This is a genomic window from Nocardioides sp. Soil774, from assembly GCF_001428125.1.
GTDB lineage: Bacteria > Actinomycetota > Actinomycetes > Propionibacteriales > Nocardioidaceae > Nocardioides.
On record NZ_LMSM01000009.1, the window covers coordinates 39,906 to 60,579 of the forward strand.

Consider the following 20,674-nt stretch of genomic DNA (forward strand, 5'->3'; position numbering starts at 1 on the left):
GACCCGGACGATCAGCGTCCGGTTGTCCGGCCGGTCATCGAGTCGACGTCGAGCGCCGCGTCGAGCTGCTCCTCGGTGAGGTCGCCCCGCTCGAGGTAGCCCATGGCGATGACGGTGTCGCGGATCGTGGCCCCGTCGGCGAGCGCCTGCTTGGCGACCTTGGCGGCCGCCTCGTAGCCGATGAAGGCGTTGAGCGGGGTGACGACCGAGGGGGAGGACTCGGCGTAGCGCCGCATCCGCTCGGCGTCGGCGGTGATGCCGGCGACGCACCGCTCGGCCAGCAGCACGGTCGAGGTGGACAGCACGTGGATCGACTCGAGGAGCGCGTGGGCCATGACCGGCATCATCACGTTGAGCTCGAAGCTGCCCGAGGCCCCGGCCCAAGCGATCGTGGCGTCGTTGCCGACGACCCGCGCGCAGACCATGAGCGTGGCCTCGGGGAGCACCGGGTTGACCTTGCCCGGCATGATGCTCGAGCCCGGCTGGAGGTCGGGCAGGTGGATCTCGGCGAGGCCGGTGGTCGGCCCGGACGACATCCAGCGCAGGTCGTTGCAGATCTTGGTGAGCCCGACCGCGATCGTGCGCAGCACGCCCGACAGCTCGACGAGCGAGTCGCGCGTGCCCTGGGCCTCGAAGTGGTCGCGGGCCTCGGTGAAGGGCTGGCCGGTGCGCTCGGACAGCGCGGCGATGGCGCGCTCGGCGAAGGCGGCGGGGGTGTTGATGCCGGTGCCGACGGCCGTGCCGCCGAGCGGGAGCTCGCGGACCCGGGGGAGCACCGACTCGAGCCGCTCGACGCCGAGGCGCAGCGTGGCGGCGTAGGCCCCCATCTCCTGGCCGAGCGTGACAGGGGTGGCGTCCATCAGGTGGGTGCGCCCGGCCTTGACGGTGTCGGCAAGCTCGCCGGCCCTCGACTCGAACGCCTTCGCCAGGCGGTCGAGCGCCGGCAGCAGGTCGTCGACCACCGCGAGCGTCGCCGCGACGTGGATGCTCGTCGGGAAGGTGTCGTTGCTGCTCTGCGAGGCGTTGACGTGGTCGTTGGGGTGGACCTCCACCCCGGCCCGCGCCGCCAGGGTCGCGATGACCTCGTTGGCGTTCATGTTGGAGCTGGTGCCCGAGCCGGTCTGGAAGACGTCGAGCGGGAAGTCGCCGTCGTGCTGCCCGGCGGCGATCGCGTCGGCGGCCCCGATGATCGCCTGCGCCTGCTCGTGCTTGATCACGCCGAGCGCGGCGTTGGCGGTGGCGGCCGCGGCCTTCACGTGCCCCAGCGCCTGGACGTGGCGCGGCTGGAGGGTCAGGCCGCTGATCGGGAAGTTGTCGATCGCGCGCTGGGTCTGCGCCCGCCACAGGGCCTCGCGCGGCACCTCGACGTCGCCCATGGAGTCGTGCTCGGTGCGTGTCTCGCTCACCCGGCGACCGTACCCCCGGCACGATGTGCCCATGCGATCTCTCCGTCTCGGGATCGCCGTCGTGCTCGTGGGCGTCGGCTCGGCCTGCTCCGCGCTCGGTGGCGACGACGCCGATCCTGCCTCCGACCTCGCCACCGACCTGGCCGCGGCGCTGTCGGAGCACTCGCTGGGCGATGTACCCCTCGGCGACGAGTCGCAGCGTGCCGCCTTCGACGAGCTGGTCGCGCCCCTCGACGAGGTGCCGGTCGCGGTCGCGGTGTCGTCGATCGAGGTCGTGGAGGAGGAGGGGTGGGCCGACGCCACCCTCGCCTGGCGCTGGGACGTCACCGACGACGCCACCTGGGAGTACGACACCACCGTGCGGCTCGCGCAGGGCGGCGAGGAGCCGGAGGAGTGGCGGGTCCAGTGGTCGCCCGAGTCGTTCGCGCCCGGCCTCGCCCAGGGGGAGACCGTCGGCCTGCGCACGCTGGCACCCGCGCGCGGCGACATCACCGGCGACGCCGGCGCGGTCCTGGTGGCCGAGCGCCCCGTGCTGCGCTACGGGCTCGACAAGACCAAGGTCGAGGGCCCCGGGGTCGCCCGCAGCGCGCGTGGCATCGCCCGCGTCCTCGACCTCGACGTCGCGTCGTACGTCGCCCGCGCCGAGGCGATGGGGCCGGACGCCTTCGTCGAGGCGCTGGTCCTGCGCGAGGACGACCCGCTGGAGGTGCTGCCCGCCTTCCGCCAGGTCCCGGGCGCGCTCGCCGTGCGCGACACCCTGCCGCTGGCCCCGACGCGCGAGTTCGCCGCTGCCCTGCTCGGCCGGGTCGGCCCGGCGACCGCCGAGCTGGTCGAGGGCTCGGAGGGCCGCATCGTGGCCGGCGACGAGGTCGGCCTGTCCGGGCTGCAGGCCCGCTACGACGACCAGCTGCGCGGCACCCCCGGCACCGCCGTGGTCGCACGGGGCGCCGACGACCGGCTGCGCACGCTCTTCGAGGTGCCGGCCACCGACGGCACCGACCTGGTCACCACCCTCGACCCCGGCCTGCAGCAGCGCGCCGAGGACGCCCTCGCCACGCTCGGCGAGCAGGCGCCGGCCGCCGCGCTCGTGGCGATCCGCCCCTCCGACGGCGCGGTGCTGGCCAGCGCCAACGGCACCGGCGCCGCGGGCGCCGACCTGGCCGCGACCGGGCAGTACGCCCCCGGCTCGACCTTCAAGGTCGTCTCCTCGCTGGCCCTGCTGCGCAGCGGGCTCGGCGTGGACGACGTGGTGTCGTGCCCGGCGACCACCGTGGTCGACGGCCGCTCCTTCAAGAACTACGACGACTACCCGTCCTCGGCCCTCGGCGACATCCCCTTCGTCCAGGCCATCGCCCAGTCGTGCAACACCGCCCTGATCGGCAACGCCGACCGGCTCSCGCCCGGTGGCCTCGCGGACGCGGCCGCCGCCCTCGGCCTCGGGGTCGACCACGACCTCGGCTTCGGCGTCTACTTCGGCCAGGTCCCCCCGGCCGGGACGGAGACCGGCGCCGCCGCCGACATGATCGGCCAGGGCACCGTGCTCGCCAGCCCGATGGCCATGGCGACCGTGGCCGCTTCGGTTGCCGCCGGGCGAACGGTGCTCCCGGTGCTGCTGCCGGAGCACGAGGTGGAGCAGGTCGCTCCCGAGGTGCCGCTCACGCCGCAGGAGGCCGGCACCCTGCGCGGCCTGATGCGGGCGGTGGTGACGACCGGCTCCGGGCGGTTCCTCCTCGACGTACCTGGTGAGGTCGGCGCGAAGACGGGCACCGCGGAGTACGGCGAGCCCGACGCGTCCGGTGCGCTGCCCACCCATGCCTGGATGATCGCCACCCGCGGCGACCTGGCGGTGGCGGTGTTCGTCGAGACAGGTGTGTCGGGGTCGCAGACCGCAGGCCCGGTCCTGGAGGCGTTCCTGAGCTGAGACCTCAGGCGTGGCGGGCGAGGTAGAGGTAGTAGTCCTCCGGCCGGTCCTGCAGCAGCACGCTGTGCGCCTGCTCCTCGGCGTCGCCGAAGACCTCGCGCAACGCCTCGAGCAGCGCGGGCGCCGGGTTGGCGGACCAGATCACCAGCACGCCGCCGGGGCTCAGCAGGTCGCGGCACCGGGTGAGGAACCGCGCCTCGTAGACCGCCTCGTTGTCCTGGTGCACGAGGTAGCCGGGGCCGTTGTCGACGTCGAGCAGGACGAGGTCGTAGGTCGAGCGCGCCTCCGCTATGGCCATCGCGATGTCGGCGTTGAGCACCGTGACCCGGGTGTCGGCCAGGACCGAGGGGCCGTGGGGCACCGTCCCGTCGCGCATCCAGGCGATCAACGCCTCCTCGATCTCCACCACGACGGCGCGCTCGACCCGGGGGTCGGCCAGCACGCGCTGCAGGGTGAAGCCGAGGCCCAGCCCGCCGACCAGCACGGCGCCCGGCTGCTCGACCAGCTCCAGCGCCTGGGCCGCGAGCTCGATCTCGCTCGTCGTCTCGAGGGTGTCCATGACGAAGACGCCGTTGACGCGCAGCTCGATCACGTCGGCGCCGGTGCCCGACGTACGTCGTCGCAGCACCACCTCGCCGCGCTCGCTCTCGGCGCGGGCCATCTCTGCACTGCTCGGGAGGGACACGCGCTCATCCTGCCCTGCGACGCAGCCGCGCGCCGATGCGGCCGACCCACCCGAGCGCCGCCACGAGGAGCACCACGACGACCGGCGGGACGAGCACCAGGCTCCACCAGAGCGTGCGCGGGCTCTCGCGGCGCGCCTCGGTGACCCCGGGTGCCACCCACACCCGGACCCGGTCACCCACGTCGTAGCGCAGCGGCCCGCAGGTGGCGAGTGCCGCGGTGTGCACGCCGTCCGCGTCGCTCCAGCGCACGTCGTGCACGGTGCGGTCCGAGCGGCAGCACCGACCCTCGGAGTGGGACGACACCACCTCGGCCGTGACCTGGTGCGTGCGACCCAGCAGCCCCGCATGCAGGGCGGGGAACGACATCCCGATCACCAGCATGATCGCCAGGACGGCGAGCGCGAGCCAGGCGTAGGGGAGCCACCGACGAGCCGGGGCCGGCGCCTGCTCGAAGCCGGGGCGGGGGTCGGGGCGCACGGCCCCATCGTGCAGCACTGCGCGGGTGTCCGATGCCTGCCAGGGGGTGGACGTTGTCCAATGTCTGGGCAGGGACGACGCGCAAGGTCAGGTTGACGAAAGTGCTGGTCGGAGCGCGTGTCGCGATCTACGGTGAGCAGGTGTACACAGTTGGGAGGACCGCCGAGCTCACCGGCGTGCCCACCGGGACGCTCCGCAAGTGGGAGCAGCGCTACGGCGTGGTCGTGCCGCAACGCTCGCCGGGCAACTACCGCCTCTACGACGACGACGCGGTGCGCCGCCTCAGCGTGATGCGCACCCTGGTCGACGCCGGGTGGACGGCCCAGGAAGCGGCCCGGCACGTGACGGAGGACGTCGCCGCCGCCGAGGCGGAGCTGCCCCGACCCGAGGTGGCGACGCTCGACTCCCGGGTCGAGGAGCTGGTGGCCTGTGCCGCCGACTTCGACGTGCCGCGCCTCGAGCGCCTGCTGGCGCAGTCGCTGGTCGACCGCGACCTGGTGACGGAGGTCGACGAGTGGCTGCTGCCCGCCCTGGTGCGGCTGGGCAAGGCCTGGCAGCGCGGCGAGGTGTCCGTGGCCGGGGAGCACTTCGTCACCGGCGCGCTGCACCGCCGGCTGGGGTGGGTGTTCCAGTCGCTGCCCGGAGCCGACCCCGCCGCACCACGCGTCGTGGTGGGACTGGCGCGCGGGTCGCGGCACGAGCTGGGCGTCCTGGCCTTCGCCCTGGTGCTGCGCTCGCGCGGCGTGGGGGTCACCTACCTGGGCGGCGACCTGCCGCTCGAGGCGTGGGTGGCGACCGTCGAGCTCCTCGCACCGGCTGCGGTCGTGCTCGCCGCGCCCACGGTCGAGGACCTGCCGGCCGTCCGCGAGGCGGCTGCGGCCCTCGCCCCCCTGGCGCCCGTGCTCCTCGGGGGAGCGCACCAGGACGGTGTCGACGGGCCGGAGCGGCTCGGCCACCTCGCCGGTGCCGCGGCCGCCGACCTCGCGTCGCGGCTGCTCGCCTAGCGAGCGGCGTCGGCGTCCGTGCAGCCGTGGCCGGTCCACTGGTCGCCGACGACGCTGATGCGGCACGTGCTGTCGGTCGACGGGGGCTCCGGCATGGCCGGGGTGGCGTAGAGGACCGACCCGAGGCCGGCGGCCACCATCGCCGCGATCCCCGTCGAGCGCAGCCAGAACCTGAGTCGGACGTCGTCCGGGAAGGGCTGCTGCATGCTCGGCATCGGTGCTCCAGGTGAGTTGTCCACAGTTTGTCCACTGTTGTGGGCAATGCGGACGCTAGAGGACTGTCCACTCTTTGTCCAATGTGCTGATACCCTTCCGGGTGTGTACACCGTCGGCCGCACCGCAGACCTCACCGGAGTGCCGCGCGAGACGCTGCGCAAGTGGGAGCAGCGCTACGGCGTCGTCGCACCCGCGCGCACGGAGGGCAACTACCGCCTCTACGACGACGAGGCCGTGCGCCGCCTCGTCGTGATGCGCGACCTCGTCGACGCCGGCTGGGCGCCGAGGGAGGCGGCCCGTCGGGTCCTCGAGGACCCGGCCGGGGCACTGACCGCGTCCCCGGCCGACACGGGCTCGCCGCTCACCCACCGCGACGACCTGGTCGCGTGCGGACGGGACTTCGACGTCGTACGCCTCGAGAGCACGCTGGACAAGGCCTTCGCCCAGGCCGACCTCGACGAGGTCGTCGACGAGTGGCTGATGCCGTCGCTGGTCCGCCTCGGCGAGGCCTGGCAGCGCGGCACCGTGACGGTCGCCGGGGAGCACTTCGCCAGCGCGGCCGTGCTGCGCCGGCTGTCCCAGGCCTTCCACGAGCTGCCGCACCCCCCGAGCGAGGCCCCGCGGGTGCTCGTCGGACTGGCCCGCGGGTCTCGCCACGAGCTCGGCGTGATGGCGTTCGCGATGGTCCTGCGCAGCCGGGGCGTCGCGGTGACCTACCTCGGCGGCGACCTGCCGGTGGAGGCCTGGGTCGACACCGTGCACGAGCTCGGCCCCGACGCCGTGGTCCTCGCCGTGCCCACCGTGGAGGACCTGCCCGCCGTGCGCGAGGCGGTGCGGGCGATCTCCGCCAACGCGACCGTGCTGCTCGGCGGCGCCCACCAGGGCCGTGTCGAGGGCGCCGAGGCGCTCGGCCACCAGCCCGGCGCCGCCGCGGTGTCGCTGGCCGGTCGGCTGCTCGCCGCCGGCTAGCCAGGCGGGCCTACTCGGCCGAGCGGACCCGGATGCCCGAGAGCGGCACCGTGGTGGTCCCGGCGGGGTCGGTGAAGAAGTCGTTGCCCTTGTCGTCGACGACGATGAAGGCCGGGAAGTCCTCGACCTCGATCTTCCAGACCGCCTCCATGCCGAGCTCCTCGTACTCCACGACCTCGACCGACCTGATGCAGTCCTGCGCGAGGCGGGCCGCGGGGCCGCCGATCGAGCCCAGGTAGAAGCCGCCGTGGGTGTCGCACGCCTGGGTGACCTGCTTGGACCGGTTGCCCTTGGCGAGCATCACCATCGAGCCGCCCGCGGCCTGGAACTGCTCGACGTAGGAGTCCATGCGACCGGCCGTCGTCGGGCCGAACGAGCCGGACGGCATGCCCTCCGGTCTCTTCGCCGGGCCGGCGTAGTAGACCGGGTGGTCCTTGAGGTAGGCGGGCATGTCCTCGCCGGCGTCGAGGCGCTCCTTGATCTTGGCGTGCGCGATGTCGCGCGCCACCACGAGCGGCCCGGTGAGCGAGAGGCGCGTCTTGACCGGGTGCTTCGACAGCTCGGCGAGGATGTCGGCCATCGGCTGGTTGAGGTCGATCGGCACCACCGCGCCGCCTTCGATGTCGTGGGCCATCCCCGCGTCGGGCATGTAGTGCGCGGGGTCGGTCTCCAGCTGCTCGAGGAAGACGCCCTCGGGCGTGATCTTGCCCAGCGCCTGGCGGTCGGCCGAGCACGAGACGGCGATCGCGACGGGGCACGAGGCACCGTGGCGGGGGAGCCGCACCACGCGGACGTCGTGGCAGAAGTACTTGCCGCCGAACTGCGCGCCGATGCCGAACGACTGGGTGAGCTCGAAGACCTTCTCCTCCAGCTCGGTGTCGCGGATGCCGTGCGCGGCCATCGAGCCCTCGGTCGGCAGGTCGTCGAGGTAGTGCGCGGAGGCGTACTTCGCGGTCTTCAGCGCGAACTCCGCGCTCGTGCCGCCGATGACGATCGCGAGGTGGTAGGGCGGGCACGCCGCGGTGCCGAGCGAACGGATCTTCTCGTCGAGGAACTCCATGAGCCGCGTCGGGTTGAGGACGGCCTTGGTCTCCTGGAAGAGGAACGACTTGTTGGCCGAGCCGCCGCCCTTGGCCATGAACAGGAACTTGTACTCCGGGACGTCCTTGGCCGGGGTGGAGTAGAGCTCGATCTGCGCCGGCAGGTTGGTGCCGGTGTTCTTCTCCTCGAACGTCGTCAGCGGCGCGAGCTGGGAGTAGCGCAGGTTGAGCCGGGTGTAGGCGTCGTACACGCCGCGGCTGATCGCCTCCCCGTCGTCGACGCCGGTCAGCACGCCCTCGGACTTCTTGCCCATCACGATCGCGGTGCCGGTGTCCTGGCACATCGGCAGCACGCCGCCGGCGGAGATGTTGACGTTCTTGAGCAGGTCGAGGGCGACGAAGCGGTCGTTGCCCGAGGCCTCGGGGTCGTCGATGATCTTGCGGAGCTGCGCGAGGTGGCCGGGGCGGAGGTAGTGGCTGATGTCGTGCATCGCCTCCTCCGTGAGCCGGCGGATCGCCTCGGGCTCGACGTGCAAGAAGGTGCGCCCGTCGACCTCGGTCGTGGAGACGCCCTCGGTCGTGATCAGCCGGTAGGGGGTCTCCTCGGCGCCGTTGGAACCGGCGGTGGGGAGGAGGTCGGAGTAGTGGAACTCGGGGCCTGCGGCTGCGGTCGTCACGAGTGCTGAGCGTACGCCGCGCCGCTGGCGGGCCGGGACGCGGCTCAGCCGTCGGCGCGTGGGCGCACCCGGGCCGGCCGGTCGAGCCGGGAGAGCTCCTCGAGCAGCACCCGGCGCAGGGTGGCCCCCATCGCCGGCTCGATGCCGCCCTTGCAGTCGAGGTAGCCCTCGATCCCCTCCGGCGTGATCTTCGGGTCCGCGGCGTAGTTGGGGGTGTAGAGGTCGTCGGGGCCCTCGTGCGCGTCGAACGCGACGTCGAGAGCCGCTCCGTCGGGATGCTCGATGCCGAGCTCGTCGACCAGCATGAAGCGGGCGTTGGCCCGCCGCACGGCCGCGATGACGTCGACCGGCCGCGACGTCGACTCGACCACGAAGGCCTCGTGGCAGGTGCCGAAGTCGCGGTCGTGGCCGAAGACCTCTGGCTCGACGACGACCGTCGGCTCGGCGGCAGGCGACGGGGGCTGCTCGGGCGCGGCGACGCCGCGGCGCTGCCGCTCGGCGCGCTCGCGGACCGCCCGCCGGTAGGCCTCCTCGGCACCCGGGTCGGGCGGGGTCGGCGTACGCGCGACGGCGTCGTCGCCCGCCGCTGCGACGAGGCGTCGCTGGAGGAGCCGGACGACGACGTAGACCGCGACGGCGACGGCGAGCAGGACGAGGGCGATGCGCACGGCCAGAGGCTACGGCCCCTACCGCCAGGGCTCGACCAGCGCGGCGAGGTCCGGCGCGAGGGCGCGCTGCAGGAGCGGGCCGAACGTCACGCGGTGCACGCCCATGACCTGCAGGTCCTCCAGGGACCCGGCGGCCGAGCCCTTGCGCGGGTCGGCGATGACGTTGACCGGCCCGTCGAGGCCGTCGAGGAGCGCCTGGAGGGTGGTGGCGTCGGGCACGCCGACGGGGTAGACGCAGCGCGCCCCGGCCCCCTCGCACGCGCGCAGCCGGGTGAGCGCCTCGGCGACGGGGTCGTCGAAGCGGTCCTTCTTGATGAAGGCGTCGGTGCGCGCGTTGACGACCACGTCGACCCCTGCGGCGTCGGCGGCCTGGCGCAGGGCGCCGATGTAGTCGGCGTGCTCGGCCACCGAGCGCATCCGGCCGCCCTCGGAGTGCACGGTGTCCTCGATGTTGAGCCCGACCGCGCCGGCCTCGAGCAGCCGCTCGACGAGCTCGGCGGGGGCGGTGGCGTAGCCCGACTCCATGTCGGCGGTCACGGGCACGTCGGGCACCGCGGCACAGATGCGGCGTACGCCGTCGAGGGCGTCGTCGAGCGTCATGTCCTCGTTGTCGCCCTGGCCGCGGGAGTCGGCGAGCGGGTGGCTGCCGATGCTGAGCGCGGCGAAGCCGGCCTCGGCGACGACCCGGGCCGACCACGCGTCCCAGACGTTGGGCAGGACCAGCGTGGTGCCGGTGTGGTGGAGCTCGAGCAGCCGGGTGGCGCGGGTGGCGATGTCCATGGCTCGAGGCTGCCACGCACGCGGTCGCGGGCATAGGGGCCGCTCGCGACGCGTTGCACCGGCGTGGAGGTCTGGGAGTCGGTCGTGGTGGGTGCCGGACAGGCGGGCCTCGCGGCGTCGTACTTCCTGCGACAGCGCGGCATCGACCACGTGGTGCTCGACGCCAACCCCGCCCCCGGCGGCGCCTGGCAGCACCGGTGGGACTCGCTCGGCATGGACGACGTCCACGGCGTCGCGGACCTCCCGGGCTCGCAGGCGCCGGCCCCGTCGGCACGCGCCGCCAACGTCGTGGTGCCGGCGTACTTCGGCGACTACGAGCACGCCCACTCGCTCCCCGTGGTGCGACCTGTGCGCGTGGACCGCGTCGACAGCGACGGCGACCTGCTCGTCGTGCGGTCCGGTGGGCGCGAGTGGCGCACCCGCACGCTGGTCAACGCCACCGGCACGTGGACGCGGCCGTTCGTGCCCCACTACCCGGGCGTCGAGACCTTCCGCGGCGAGCAGCTGCACACCGCGGGCTATCCCGGTCGTGACCACTTCCGCGGCAGGCGCGTCCTCGTGGTCGGCGGCGGCGCCTCCGCCGTGCAGCTGCTGGGCGAGCTGGCGCCGGTGACCGACACCCTGTGGGTGACCCGGCGCGAGCCGGTGTGGCGCACGGGCTTCGACGCGGCCGCCGGGCTGGCGGCCGTCACGGCCGTCGAGGAGCGCGTACGTCGCGGCCTGCCGCCGGCCAGCGTCGTCAGCGTGACCGGCCTGGCCCTGCGACCCCAGGAGCTGGAGGCGGCCCGGCTCGGGGCCTACGAGCGGCGACCGATGTTCTCCTCGATCGGGCCCTCCGGCGTGCACTGGGACGACGGCACGTCCGAGGCCGTCGACGTGATCCTCTGGGCCACCGGCTTCCGGCCCGCGCTCGACCACCTCGCTCCGCTCGGGCTTCGCACGCGCGAGGGCGGCATCGCGCTGGAGCCCGTGCGGGGCAACGTGCAGGGCGCGACCACCTCGGTCGTCGACCCCCGCGTGCACCTCGTCGGCTACGGGCCCTCGGCCAGCACGGTCGGGGCCTCACGGGCCGGTCGGCAGGCGGCGCTGGCGGTCTCGCGCCGGCTGGAGGCTGCGGCCGCCTGACGGACCAGAGCTCAGGCGCCGCGAGCCGTCGCCGCGATCGCCTCGTGCAGGGGCACGTGCTGGTGGGCGTCGGTCGACGCGCGCGTCAGCAGACGCGCGGCGATCGACCCCTGGCCCTCGAGCAGGGCGCACTGGGCTGCCCGCCACCGGCAGTACGCCGCGTCGTGGGGGCGGGCCATGTCGTCCCACGCGGCCGCCGCCCGGACCCAGGTCTGGACGGTCCCGGCGCCCTCGACCCGCGAGAGCTCGGCCTGCCACGACACGGACATGGCGGGCCGTGCGGGATCGCCCACATCGGCTCCGAAGGGATCGACCGATGCCCGCGCCGCGATGTCCCGGAGCTCGCGCCCGACCGCGTGCCCACGGGCCAGGTCTGGCGTGGAGGCATCGACCAGGTCCGCGCGCCCGCGGGCCAACAGGACGAGCAGCGGGGCTGCCTGGCCCGCGGTCTCCGTGGTGAGTCGTGGCTCCAGCCAGCCGGCCAGCAGCTCGACGGCCTCGTTGGCACGCCCGCCCCAGAGCTCCACCTCGGCGATCCACGGCAGGCACTCCGCCCAGCTCTGGTCGTGGTTGCGGACCTGCGCGTCGGCTGAGCGCAAGCGTTCCCGTGCCGCGGCCAGGTTGCCCTCGCGCATCTCCACCGCGGCCAGCATCACGTGGGCGTAGACACTGTTGACCACAGGGGCGGCCCGGGTGACCGGCTCGACCCACTCGCGCGCCGCCCGGGTGTTCCCCTCGCGCAGGTGTGCCCAGCAGACGTTGCCCCGGACCAGGACCGCCGGGAACGTGTGCTCCAGGCCCCAGGCCGCGCCTGAGCGGAGCGCTTCGGCGCCCAGCTCTCCGGCCCGGACGGCGGAGGACGGCACCCGGAGGAGGACGTCGGTGACGCTCGCAGCGATCATCAGGTCCGCGACGGGGTCGGGCTCGGGGATGGCAGCCTCCGACGCCCGGCGGGCGATGGCCAGCGATGCCTCGACGTCTCCCGTGGTGTCCATCTCCAGCAGCACGGCCCCGGCAAGTGTCCGCCGCCGCAGGGCCGGGTCCTCGTGCGCGTCCAGAATGCTGAGCGAGCGGGTCAGGGCCGCGTGGGCCTCGACGTGGCGGCCCGACTGCAGGAACATCCAGAATCGCTCCTCGAGCACCCGGAGGAGCTCGCTCGAGCTGGGCAGCGCCTCCACCAGGCGCAGGGAGTCGTCGAGGGCCGCTTCGGCGCCAGCAAGGTCGCCGTCCTCCTACAGGAACGAGCCGACGCGCTGCAGGACTTGTTCGCGCGGCCCGGCGGGCAGGTCGAGCGACGCGGCCCTGGCGGCCAGCACCCGACCGGCGTCGAGGTCACCGAGACCGATGGCGACGTCCAGGGCCAGGACCAGGACCTGCCACAGCTCGATGTCGCCGTCGCGGTGCCCGTCGTCCCACAGCTCGAGCACCCGCAGCCAGGCGTCCAGCGCCTCCTGCTGGGCGAAGCGCTCGTCCGCCCTCCGGGCGGCAGCCACCCGCAGGACGACCTCGCGATCCGGACGCCCCGCCGCCCTCCAGTGGTCAGCGACCTCGCCGGGCTGGATGGCGGGCGCGGACTCCAGCGCGTCGGCGAGCCGAGCATGTGCGTCCGCGGCCTCGCCGGGCAGCAGGCGGCGCTCGATCGCCTCGATGAACAGCGGGTGGGCCAGTCCCGCGCCGCCGAGGCTGTGCTGGAGCAGTCCCCGACGCTCGAGCGCGTGCATCGCTTCGTCCTCCTCGTCAGCGTCGAGCCCGGTGGCGGCCCGCAGGGTGGTGGGTGTCATCTGCCGCTGAGCCACGCCGAGGAGCCGCGCCACTCGCCACGGAGCACCGTGGAGCTCGCCGATCCGCCGGTCCAGGAGCTCGGCCAGGTGGCGAGGCATCTCGGCCCCGGGCGTGACCGTGGCCAGCTGCGCCGTGTAGAGCGGGAGGCCCTGGCCGCGCGCGTGGATCGTCCTCGCGACCTCGTCGTCGACCCTCGCTCCCGTGATCAGCTGGAGCTGGCGCGCCGTCTCCTCGAGCGTCATGGGGCGGAGATCGATGGCGTCCACGCCCGGCGCCCACCGATTGCGCAGCAGCCACTCCGAGTGCTCCACGGCGACGTCCGGGTCTCCGGAGCGCCAGGTCACGACGACCGGGACCCCGGACGGGTGACTTGCCATGTGGGTCAGGAGGTCGAGGGTGCCCCGATCAGCCCAGTGGCAGTCCTCCAGGTGCAGAGCCAGGGGACGTGTGGCCGCGAGCGCGCTCAGGACCGCCGTGACGGAGGAGAAGAGCCGCTCCTGCCCCCACGGGTCGTCGGCCACCGACGTCGGCGTCGAGCCAGGGAGCAGCTCCGGCACCAGGCGTCCCAGTGATGCGCGCACGTAGGTCGGGCAATCGGCCAGCGCCTCCTCCATCCACCGGCCGGCGTCGACCTGGTGGAGGGACCGCAGTGCATCGATGAACGGCAGCAGCGGCACCTCGCTGGACAGCTGGAGGCAGCGGCCCACCGCGACGACGGTGTCCACGGACTCGGCTGCGGCATCCACCAGTGTGGTCTTGCCCATTCCTGCCTCGCCGGTGACGAGGAGCATGCCGGCTCCGGTCTCCAGGTGACGTCGCAGGGCGGCGATCTCGTCGACCCGCCCGGCGATGCGGGCGACCGAGGCATCGTCGGTGTCGGCAGGAGTCGACGCGGCGAGCCAGAGGTCGTGCATGTGGGCGACGTCGCCGTGCAGCGCCTCGGTGAGCAGCTCCAGGTTCCCCCAGGCCGGGAGAGTGGCCGAGGACAGCACCTTGGAGACAGTGGTGTGGGAGACGCCGGTCTCGCGCGCCAGCTGGCGCAGGCTCGGCCAGCCTGCGCGGTGGTGCAGGGAGTGGAGCGTGTCGACGAGCTCGCGGTGTGGTCCGGGAGCGACGACAGGCTGGGGCAACGCGCCCATCCGGTCAGCATCCGCCCGACGTCGGCAGGTGTCCACGGGGTTTCCGCAGCCCACGGTCGCGGGCGGTCCAGACCATCCGGCTGGGTGCTGTCAGCCGTCGTCAACATTCGTCAACCGCCTCTGTCCCGGTCGCACGGTGGACTCATCGCCGGTCATTCGAGAGCCCGGCACCACGAAAGGGACAGCTCATGAACACCACCGCCACCACCATTCGCCGCCGGATCGCCTTCTGCACGATCGCGGCCTTCGTCGCCCCGGCGTTCGCCGCGTGCGGCACCGAGATCTCGCCGCCTGCCCAGGACGTCAGCCGGGCCACGGTCGAGAAGAAGGACGCACCGGCGACGCCGCCGCGCACGACGGGCAACCGTTTCCGCTTCGACGACGAGTACGGCACGGCCAAGGTCCCCGAGCGCAAGCCCCGCCCGGCGGGGAGCGGCACGCGCAACCGGATGAACTTCCGGGACCGGGGCTTCTGAGAGGACAGGGACCGGGCGGCGCGGGGGTCGCCCGGGTTCCTGTCCCTGACCGGGGTCCCAGCGATGGCCACCGCTCCTGAGCACCAGCTCAGGGCGGTGGCCATCGCCGCGGCAACGGCATGGGACCAACGACGTAACCTGCCCCGCATGCGACTTCGGCTGGTGGCCACCGACCTCGACGGCACCCTCCTGCGCGACGACCGCACGGTGAGCCCGCGCACCCGGGCCGCCCTCGACGCCGCCCGGGCCGCGGGCGTCCACGTCGTCCCGGTCACCGCGCGCCAGCCCCTCGGCGTGCGACCGCTCGCCGCGGCCGCCGGCTTCGACGGGTGGGCGGTGTGCTCCAACGGCTCGCTCGGCGTCCACCTGGCCACGGGGGATCTGCTCTTCGAGGAGCCGATCGCCGTCGAGGCCCAACAGAGGCTGGTCGCCGCCCTCGCCGAGCAGGTCCCGGGGCTGCTCCACGTCAGCGTCCGTGACGGGGGCGAGGGGTTCGTCGCGCAGGAGGGCTACGCCGACCTGGCGACGTTCGACGACCACAAGCGCGACCCGTCCACCATCAGCAGCCACGAGCTCGCCGAGGTGCTCGCCGAGCCCAGCCTCAAGCTCGTCGTGCGCCACCCCGAGCTCGGGGTCGCCGAGCTGCTCGAGGTCGCCCGGGCGCTCGGCCACGACGACGTCGCGCTGACCCGCTCCGGGGCACCGTTCCTCGAGGTGATGGCCGCCGGCGTCAGCAAGGCATGGGGTGTGGCGCGCCTGTGCGAGCGGCTCGGCATCGACGCCGCCGACGTCGTCGCCTTCGGCGATGCCCCCAACGACGTGGAGATGCTGGCCTGGGCCGGTCTCGGTGTGGCCGTCGCCAACGCCGTGCCGGAGGCGATCGAGGTCGCCGACGAGGTCACCGCCTCCAACGAGGACGACGGTGTCGCGGTCGTCCTGGAGCGACTGCTCGCGACCTGACGCCCGTCACGGGCGCAGGCGGCCCGGGCTGGCTAGCCTGAGCCCATGGGGGAGATCGAGAACCGCCCGCACGACCCGTCGCTGATGCGCATCTCCGACGCCGACCGCCAGCGCGTGGCCGACGTGCTGCGCGACGCCGCCGGCGACGGCCGCCTCGACCTCGAGGAGCTCGACGAGCGCCTCGAGGCGACGTGGCACGCCAAGACGTACGCCGACCTGGTGCCGATCACCGTCGACCTGCAGGCAGCCGGTCCGGTCGCGCCGCCGGCACCGGCGCGTCGTACGCCCTCCGGCGTGCCGGCGGTCGGCCACGCCTCGTCGGTCGCGATCATGGGCGACTGCAAGAGGCGAGGCGTGTGGCACGTGCCCGAGCGCCACACGGCCTTCGCCCTGATGGGCAGCGTCACCCTCGACCTGCGCGAGGCCCTGCTCTCCGGCCACGAGACCCACATCTTCGCCAGCGTGGTCATGGGGGACGTCAAGGTCCTGGTGCCCGCCCACGTGCACGTGGTCGTCGACGGCACCCCGATCATGGGCGACTACGGCCAGGCGAAGGACCGCGTGCCCGCCGAGCTCGGTCCCGACTCGCCCGTGGTGAGGGTGCGCGGGGTGGCCCTGATGGGGTCGGTGCAGGTGCAGCGCCTGCCCGCCCCGGGCACCCCGCGCAAGTACCTCGGCACCTACTGACGCGCCACCTGGTCGCCCGCCACGTCAGCCCTTGACCGCGCCCGCGGTGAGGCCGCGGACGAAGAAGCGCTGCATCGCCAGGAACACCGCGATCGGCAGCACCATGGACAGGAAGCCGCCCGCGGTGATCAGGTTCTGGCCCGATCCGGCCTGGCCCATCAGGTTGTTGCGCAGCGCGACGGTGATCGGCGCGTTGTCGCCCGGGCCGATGAAGATCAGCGCCACGAGCAGGTCGTTCCAGACCCACAGGAACTGGAAGATCGCGAACGCCGCCAGCGCCGGCACCGACATCGGCAGCACCAGCCGGAAGAACGTCTGGAAGTGGCTCGCGCCGTCGATCTTGGCCGACTCGATGAGGCTCTTGGGCAGCGTCGCCATGTAGTTGCGCAGGATGTAGATCGCCAGCGACATGCCGAAGCCGATGTGGGCCAGCCACACCGCGGGGAAGGTGCCCGCGATCTGGAGGTCGCCGTAGATCCGCAGGATCGGCACGAAGGCGATGTAGTTGGGCACCACCAGCAGGCTCACGACGGCCAGGAAGAGGAAGTTGCGGCCGGGGAAGTCCATGAAGGTGAAGGCGTACGCCGCGAACGCCGCGACCAGCACCGGGATGAAGGTCGCCGGCAGCGTGATCGCCAGGCTGTTGACGAACGCCTCGCCCAGCCCGCCCTTGTCGATGGCGGTCGAGTAGTTGTCGAACGTCATGCGGCCCCAGGCCGACGGCGTCCAGAAGAGCGTCCACCAGCCCGACTCGTTGGCGTCGTCTCGAGGGCGGAACGAGGTCAGCAGGAGCCCGAGGACGGGCACGATCCAGAGGAAGCACAGGATGAAGACGACGATCCTGGCGAACCAGCCCGCCTTCTGCGGCTGTCCCTCGCGCGACGCGGCGCGCTTGCGGGTCTTCGAGGTCGGGGTGGCCGCTGCGGGGGTGGTCTGTGTCGAGGTCATGCCATGGACTCCTCACGGCGGAAGTTGCGCACCTGGTACCACATGATCGGGACGGTCGCGATCATCAGCAGGACGACGATCGCCGCGGCCGCACCGTTGTTGAAGTTGGTGAACAGCTCGTTGAAGAACTGGTTGCCGATGACGTTGGTGTTGAAGCCGCCGTTGGTCATCACGTAGACGATGTCGAAGATCTTCATGACCCCGATGAGCGTGGTGACGTAGACGGTGATGACCGATCCCCAGATCTGCGGGACCACCACCCGGAAGAAGATCGCCCGCTCGTTGGCGCCGTCGATGCGGGCCGCCTCGAGGGTGTCCTCGGGCACGCCCTTGACGGCGGCCGACAGCAGCACCATCGAGAAGCCGGCCTGGGCCCAGAGCAGCATGATCATCAGGAAGAAGCTGTTGAGGTGGAACTCGGTGGTCTGCAGCCACACGATCGGGTCGAAGCCGAGGGCGGTGACGATGGCGTTCTGCAGGCCGATCTGCTCGCGGCCCTGGGGCCGATAGTTGTAGATCAGGCCCCACACGGTGCCGGCGCCGACGGCGCTGATGGCCATCGGCAGGAAGATGATGGTCTTCGACGTGCTCTCCCACATGGGCGAGAGCCGGTCCGCGAGGACGGCCATCGCGAGGCCGAGCACCACGGTGAAGACCGGGACGACCGCCATCCAGAGCAGGGTGTTGAAGAGCGTGTCCTGGAAGCCGCTGCTCTGCAGCAGCTTGGTGTAGTTGTCCAGCCCCACCCACTCCGTGCTCTGGGCGTTGGCGAAGCTGAAGACGAGCGTCTGGACCGCCGGGTAGACGAGGTAGAAGACGAGGGCGGCGTAGGCCGGGAGGATGTAGAGGAAGGGCTTGATCCGGTCCTCCCACCTCCCGGGGAGCAGCTCGGCCAGCTTGTTGAGCACCCAGTAGAGGACGACGGCGGCGGCGACGCCCACGCCGACCGTGATCAGGGCGTTGAGGATCTTCAGCAGCATGTGGTTGTGCTCCTAGGTCCGGCGCGGGCGAGGCGCAGACGGGCGAGGGCGGTGGAGCGGGGGCGGCCGTCGTGGTGACGGCCGACCCCGCTCCGACGCGGTCGTCAGCTGGCGGGCCAGCTGTCGTCGATGTTCTTCAGCGCGGTGTCGAGGTCCTCCTGCTCACTGATCCACGCCGTCATCTCCTTCCAGAAGGTGCCGGCGCCGACCTCTCCGGGCATGGCGTCCGAGCCGTCGAACAGCACGGCGTCGGACTTGTAGGCCACGTCGGCGATCTGCCGGGTCAGGTCGCTCGGGTAGAGCGAGGTGTCGAACCCGGTGTGGGGCGAGATGAAGGAGCTGTCGGGCGCCGCCGTGGTGCCGATGTCGACGTTGGCCAGCATCTTCATGACGGCCTTGGCGTCGGCGTTGTCCTGCAGCAGGGTGGCCAGGTCACCGCCGCCGAGGACCGGGTTCTCGCCGCCCGCCTCGGCCGGGGGGAACCCGAAGACGCCGATGCGCTCGTCCACGTTGTCCACGACGTCCTGCGGGATGAAGTCGGCCGAGACGATGAAGTTGCCCTGCTTGAGCATCCAGCACCCGGGCTTGTCGTCCCACATGGTGTCCTCGGCGTCGCCGAAGGCCACGCTCGAGATCGAGCCGCGCCCGCCGGGCACGTCACCGTCGGCGAGCACGTTCTTCTCCATGAAGTCGGCCGCCTGCTTGACCAGGTCGGAGTCGAACGGCGTCTCGTGGGTGACCCACGAGTTGTAGCCGTCGGCGCCGCCGTAGCGCATGATCAGGTCCTCGAACCAGTCGGTCACCGGCCAGCCGGTGGCAGCGCCGGACTCGATGCCGAAGCACCACGGTGTGCCGCCGTCGCTCTTGATCTGGTCGCCCAGCGCAGCGAGGTCGTCGAGCGACTCGGGGGCCTTGTAGCCGGCCTTGTCCCACGCCTGCTTGTTGTAGAACACCAAGCTCTTGACGTTCATGCTGATCATCATCCCGTACTGCTTGCCGTCGATCTGGCCGGCTTCGAGGGTGCCGGGGGTCATGTCGGAGAGCAGGTCTGCGGGGACGATGTCGTCGGTGATCTCGACGGCCTTGCCGCGGTCGACGATCTGCTTGATCACGCCCGGCTGGGGGATCACGGCGATGTCCGGGGCGTCGTTGGCCTGGATCTTGGTGAGGATGAGCTGGTTGATGTTGTCCACTCGCTGGACGTTGACCTTGATCCCGGCCTCGTCGGCCATCTCCTCGATCTTGGACTTGAGCCCGTCGAAGACGAGGGGGTCGGTCGTGGCGAGGATGTCGACGACGCCGTCGTCGCTACCGCCGGCGCTGCCACCGCCCCCGTCGTCACTGCTGCCGAGGCAGCCCGTCGTGGTCAGGGCCAGGGCGGCCGCGGTCGCGGCGAACGCCGCTCGGCGCCGTGTCGCAGTCAGTCGCATGTGGGTGCCTCCTCGGATGGCGGGGGCCTACCCCGCCAGTCCTGTCTGTCGTAGTGTGACCTACGCCACTGCTGAATCGAATCAGCCGCATCATGTGCGGCCCACGCGACCGGTGTCAAGCAACGTTTGGGACACGGTCGGCCCAGCACCCCCTGAGGGGTGCGGCATGCTCTGGCGCGCGCTCGGGGGCGGCGCCATCGACCACGTACGGAGGGGTGAGGGCAGTGAAGACACGACGGCGCGTGATGCTCTCGGACGTCGCCGCGGAGGCCGGGGTGTCCGCCACCACCGCCTCCTACATCCTCAACGGCCGCGCCGACGAGATGCGGATCTCGCCGGCCACGGTGGCCAAGGTCCAGGCGGCGGTCGCCTCGCTCGGCTACCGCCCGAACCGCAGCGCCCGCAGCCTGCGCACGCGTCGTACGGCCACGGTCGGGCTGATCTCCGACCAGATCGCCGGCGCCCAGTACGGCAGCAGCATGCTCACCGGCGCGAGCCTCGCCGCCCGCGAGCTCGACCACCTCGTCGTGATGGGCGAGAGCGGCGGCGACCCCGACCTCGAGCGGCTGCTCATCGAGGAGATGCTCGACCGCGAGGTCGACGGGGTGGTCTATGCCACCCGCACGGCCAGGGCCATCTCGTTGCCCGCCGGGCTGCGCGGCGTGCGAGCCGTGCTGCTCAACTGCGAGGCCCCCGGCGAGCAGGTCGCCTCCGTCATGCCCGATGACGAGGGCGGCGGGCGGGCGGCCGCGCGGGTGCTGCTCGACGCCGGCATCGACGACGTCTGGGTGATCGGCGAGGACCCGACGCCCGACGCCACCGCGGGTCCCCGTCGCCTCGCCGGCGTACGCGCGGAGCTGGCCGCCCACGGCTCCGCGGTGGCCGGTGTCATCGCGTGCGACTGGACGGTCGAGGACGGCTTCGAGGCCACCAGTGCGTGGCTGGCCGCCGGCGGTCGCCCGCGCGGCCTGGTCTGCATGAACGACCGCCTCGCGATGGGTGCCTTCCAGGCCCTCGCCGAGGCCGGGTACCGCGTGCCCGACGACGTGTCGGTGGTGTCGTTCGACGGGTCTGCCCTGGCGGGGTGGCTGCGGCCGGTGCTGACGTCGGTCGAGCTGCCGTTCCGTGAGCTCGGCGCCCTCGCCGTACGTCGTCTGCTCGACGTCGACGACCGGGGCGGCACGGTCTCGCTCCCGATGGCGGTGCGCGAGGGAGGGTCGGTGCGCGCTTCCGCGGAGGTGGGCTGAGACGACCGACGCCTCCGATTGCCACGGTCACCGCCCCGCCCTACTGTGAGCGGCGT

General features: G+C 72.7%; 20 protein-coding genes. 8 read left to right on the forward strand and 12 right to left on the reverse strand.

Annotated features, from left to right (window positions below; genetic code table 11):
- Nucleotides 1–11 precede the first annotated feature (11 nt).
- A complete protein-coding gene (locus ASG76_RS14150) occupies nucleotides 12–1,406 on the reverse strand; it encodes a class II fumarate hydratase (RefSeq protein ID WP_414858329.1) in 1,395 nt (464 codons plus the stop codon).
- 31 nt (nucleotides 1,407–1,437) lie between these two features.
- Here ASG76_RS14150 and ASG76_RS14155 point away from each other — a divergent pair, with 31 nt between their 5' ends.
- A complete protein-coding gene (locus tag ASG76_RS14155) occupies nucleotides 1,438–3,327 on the forward strand; it encodes a penicillin-binding transpeptidase domain-containing protein (protein ID WP_056604571.1) in 1,890 nt (629 codons plus the stop codon).
- A gap of 4 nt (nucleotides 3,328–3,331) precedes the next feature.
- Here ASG76_RS14155 and ASG76_RS14160 read toward each other — a convergent pair whose 3' ends face one another.
- Together ASG76_RS14160 and ASG76_RS14165 are read right to left on the reverse strand one after the other, a co-directional pair.
- On the reverse strand, nucleotides 3,332–4,012 hold the full coding sequence (locus ASG76_RS14160; protein ID WP_235529629.1) for a spermidine synthase: 681 nt from the start codon (nucleotides 4,010–4,012) through the stop codon (nucleotides 3,332–3,334).
- A 4-nt stretch (nucleotides 4,013–4,016) separates the two neighbouring features.
- Nucleotides 4,017–4,490 (reverse strand): DUF3592 domain-containing protein, encoded by a 474-nt coding sequence (locus ASG76_RS14165; protein WP_056604576.1) that lies wholly within the window; start codon nucleotides 4,488–4,490, stop codon nucleotides 4,017–4,019.
- Nucleotides 4,491–4,630: 140 nt separating this feature from the next.
- Here ASG76_RS14165 and ASG76_RS14170 point away from each other — a divergent pair, with 140 nt between their 5' ends.
- Nucleotides 4,631–5,494, forward strand: coding sequence for a MerR family transcriptional regulator (locus ASG76_RS14170; protein ID WP_162254119.1), 864 nt, complete (start codon nucleotides 4,631–4,633; stop codon nucleotides 5,492–5,494).
- Here ASG76_RS14170 and ASG76_RS14175 read toward each other — a convergent pair.
- Nucleotides 5,491–5,700 (reverse strand): hypothetical protein, encoded by a 210-nt coding sequence (locus ASG76_RS14175; RefSeq protein ID WP_082587560.1) that lies wholly within the window; start codon nucleotides 5,698–5,700, stop codon nucleotides 5,491–5,493. The two genes, ASG76_RS14170 and ASG76_RS14175, sit on opposite strands and share 4 nt — an antisense overlap.
- A 112-nt stretch (nucleotides 5,701–5,812) precedes the next feature.
- Here ASG76_RS14175 and ASG76_RS14180 point away from each other — a divergent pair, with 112 nt between their 5' ends.
- Nucleotides 5,813–6,679 carry a MerR family transcriptional regulator gene (locus ASG76_RS14180; RefSeq protein WP_056604583.1) on the forward strand — a complete coding sequence of 289 codons (867 nt, stop codon included), beginning with the start codon at nucleotides 5,813–5,815 and terminating at the stop codon, nucleotides 6,677–6,679.
- A gap of 10 nt (nucleotides 6,680–6,689) precedes the next feature.
- On the opposite strand, the gene ASG76_RS14185 is transcribed toward ASG76_RS14180, so the two are convergent.
- The 3 genes from ASG76_RS14185 to ASG76_RS14195 are packed head-to-tail and all read right to left on the reverse strand — an operon-like array spanning nucleotide 6,690 to nucleotide 9,844.
- A complete protein-coding gene (locus ASG76_RS14185) occupies nucleotides 6,690–8,396 on the reverse strand; it encodes a fumarate hydratase (RefSeq protein ID WP_056604586.1) in 1,707 nt (568 codons plus the stop codon).
- Between the two features lie 44 nt (nucleotides 8,397–8,440).
- The gene (locus tag ASG76_RS14190; protein ID WP_056604590.1) at nucleotides 8,441–9,064 is read right to left on the reverse strand and encodes a hypothetical protein; all 624 of its coding nucleotides are present in this window, start codon (nucleotides 9,062–9,064) and stop codon (nucleotides 8,441–8,443) included.
- A gap of 18 nt (nucleotides 9,065–9,082) precedes the next feature.
- Nucleotides 9,083–9,844 (reverse strand): isocitrate lyase/PEP mutase family protein, encoded by a 762-nt coding sequence (locus ASG76_RS14195; RefSeq protein WP_056604592.1) that lies wholly within the window; start codon nucleotides 9,842–9,844, stop codon nucleotides 9,083–9,085.
- 63 nt (nucleotides 9,845–9,907) lie between these two features.
- On the opposite strand from ASG76_RS14195, the gene ASG76_RS14200 reads away from it, so the two are divergent.
- Complete coding sequence (locus ASG76_RS14200; protein ID WP_056604593.1) at nucleotides 9,908–10,969, forward strand: NAD(P)-binding domain-containing protein; 1,062 nt, start codon at nucleotides 9,908–9,910, stop codon at nucleotides 10,967–10,969.
- Nucleotides 10,970–10,980: 11 nt separating this feature from the next.
- Here ASG76_RS14200 and ASG76_RS14205 read toward each other — a convergent pair whose 3' ends face one another.
- Complete coding sequence (locus ASG76_RS14205; RefSeq protein ID WP_056604594.1) at nucleotides 10,981–12,147, reverse strand: hypothetical protein; 1,167 nt, start codon at nucleotides 12,145–12,147, stop codon at nucleotides 10,981–10,983.
- A 54-nt stretch (nucleotides 12,148–12,201) separates the two neighbouring features.
- Nucleotides 12,202–13,890, reverse strand: a complete 1,689-nt coding sequence (locus ASG76_RS14210) for an ATP-binding protein (protein ID WP_056604595.1) — start codon at nucleotides 13,888–13,890, stop codon at nucleotides 12,202–12,204.
- 188 nt (nucleotides 13,891–14,078) lie between these two features.
- On the opposite strand from ASG76_RS14210, the gene ASG76_RS14215 reads away from it, so the two are divergent.
- The 3 genes from ASG76_RS14215 (at nucleotide 14,079) to ASG76_RS14225 (ending at nucleotide 16,013) form a co-directional block, all read left to right on the forward strand.
- Entirely contained in the window at nucleotides 14,079–14,366 is a 288-nt protein-coding gene (locus tag ASG76_RS14215; protein ID WP_056604598.1) for a hypothetical protein, read from the forward strand.
- 147 nt (nucleotides 14,367–14,513) lie between these two features.
- Entirely contained in the window at nucleotides 14,514–15,326 is an 813-nt protein-coding gene (locus tag ASG76_RS14220; RefSeq protein WP_056604601.1) for a Cof-type HAD-IIB family hydrolase, read from the forward strand.
- Between the two features lie 45 nt (nucleotides 15,327–15,371).
- Nucleotides 15,372–16,013: a DUF1707 domain-containing protein gene (locus ASG76_RS14225; RefSeq protein ID WP_056604604.1), complete on the forward strand. Its 642-nt coding sequence runs from the start codon at nucleotides 15,372–15,374 to the stop codon at nucleotides 16,011–16,013.
- Nucleotides 16,014–16,037: 24 nt separating this feature from the next.
- Here the strand turns inward: ASG76_RS14225 and ASG76_RS14230 are convergent, their stop codons facing one another.
- The 3 genes from ASG76_RS14230 to ASG76_RS14240 form a co-directional block, all read right to left on the reverse strand.
- Entirely contained in the window at nucleotides 16,038–16,961 is a 924-nt protein-coding gene (locus tag ASG76_RS14230; RefSeq protein WP_082587562.1) for a carbohydrate ABC transporter permease, read from the reverse strand.
- A complete protein-coding gene (locus tag ASG76_RS14235; RefSeq protein ID WP_056604605.1) occupies nucleotides 16,958–17,941 on the reverse strand; it encodes a carbohydrate ABC transporter permease in 984 nt (327 codons plus the stop codon). Before ASG76_RS14235 ends, ASG76_RS14230 begins: the two co-directional genes overlap by 4 nt.
- 104 nt (nucleotides 17,942–18,045) lie before the next feature.
- Complete coding sequence (locus tag ASG76_RS14240) at nucleotides 18,046–19,371, reverse strand: ABC transporter substrate-binding protein (protein WP_056604608.1); 1,326 nt, start codon at nucleotides 19,369–19,371, stop codon at nucleotides 18,046–18,048.
- 224 nt (nucleotides 19,372–19,595) lie between these two features.
- On the opposite strand from ASG76_RS14240, the gene ASG76_RS14245 reads away from it, so the two are divergent.
- Entirely contained in the window at nucleotides 19,596–20,618 is a 1,023-nt protein-coding gene (locus ASG76_RS14245; protein WP_200948191.1) for a LacI family DNA-binding transcriptional regulator, read from the forward strand.
- The last annotated feature ends 56 nt before the right edge of the window (nucleotides 20,619–20,674 follow it).

Bases quoted from the DNA above. Each gene is read 5' to 3' on its own strand.
- ASG76_RS14210 (WP_056604595.1), bottom strand. From the start codon at position 13,890: ATGGGCGCGTTGCCCCAGCCTGTCGTCGCTCCCGGACCACACCGCGAG.
- ASG76_RS14225 (WP_056604604.1), top strand. From the start codon at position 15,372: ATGGGGGAGATCGAGAACCGCCCGCACGACCCGTCGCTGATGCGCATC.
- ASG76_RS14195 (WP_056604592.1), bottom strand. From the start codon at position 9,844: ATGGACATCGCCACCCGCGCCACCCGGCTGCTCGAGCTCCACCACACC.
- ASG76_RS14175 (WP_082587560.1), bottom strand. From the start codon at position 5,700: ATGCAGCAGCCCTTCCCGGACGACGTCCGACTCAGGTTCTGGCTGCGC.
- ASG76_RS14240 (WP_056604608.1), bottom strand. From the start codon at position 19,371: ATGCGACTGACTGCGACACGGCGCCGAGCGGCGTTCGCCGCGACCGCG.
- ASG76_RS14215 (WP_056604598.1), top strand. From the start codon at position 14,079: ATGAACACCACCGCCACCACCATTCGCCGCCGGATCGCCTTCTGCACG.
- ASG76_RS14230 (WP_082587562.1), bottom strand. From the start codon at position 16,961: ATGACCTCGACACAGACCACCCCCGCAGCGGCCACCCCGACCTCGAAG.
- ASG76_RS14220 (WP_056604601.1), top strand. From the start codon at position 14,514: ATGCGACTTCGGCTGGTGGCCACCGACCTCGACGGCACCCTCCTGCGC.
- ASG76_RS14235 (WP_056604605.1), bottom strand. From the start codon at position 17,941: ATGCTGCTGAAGATCCTCAACGCCCTGATCACGGTCGGCGTGGGCGTC.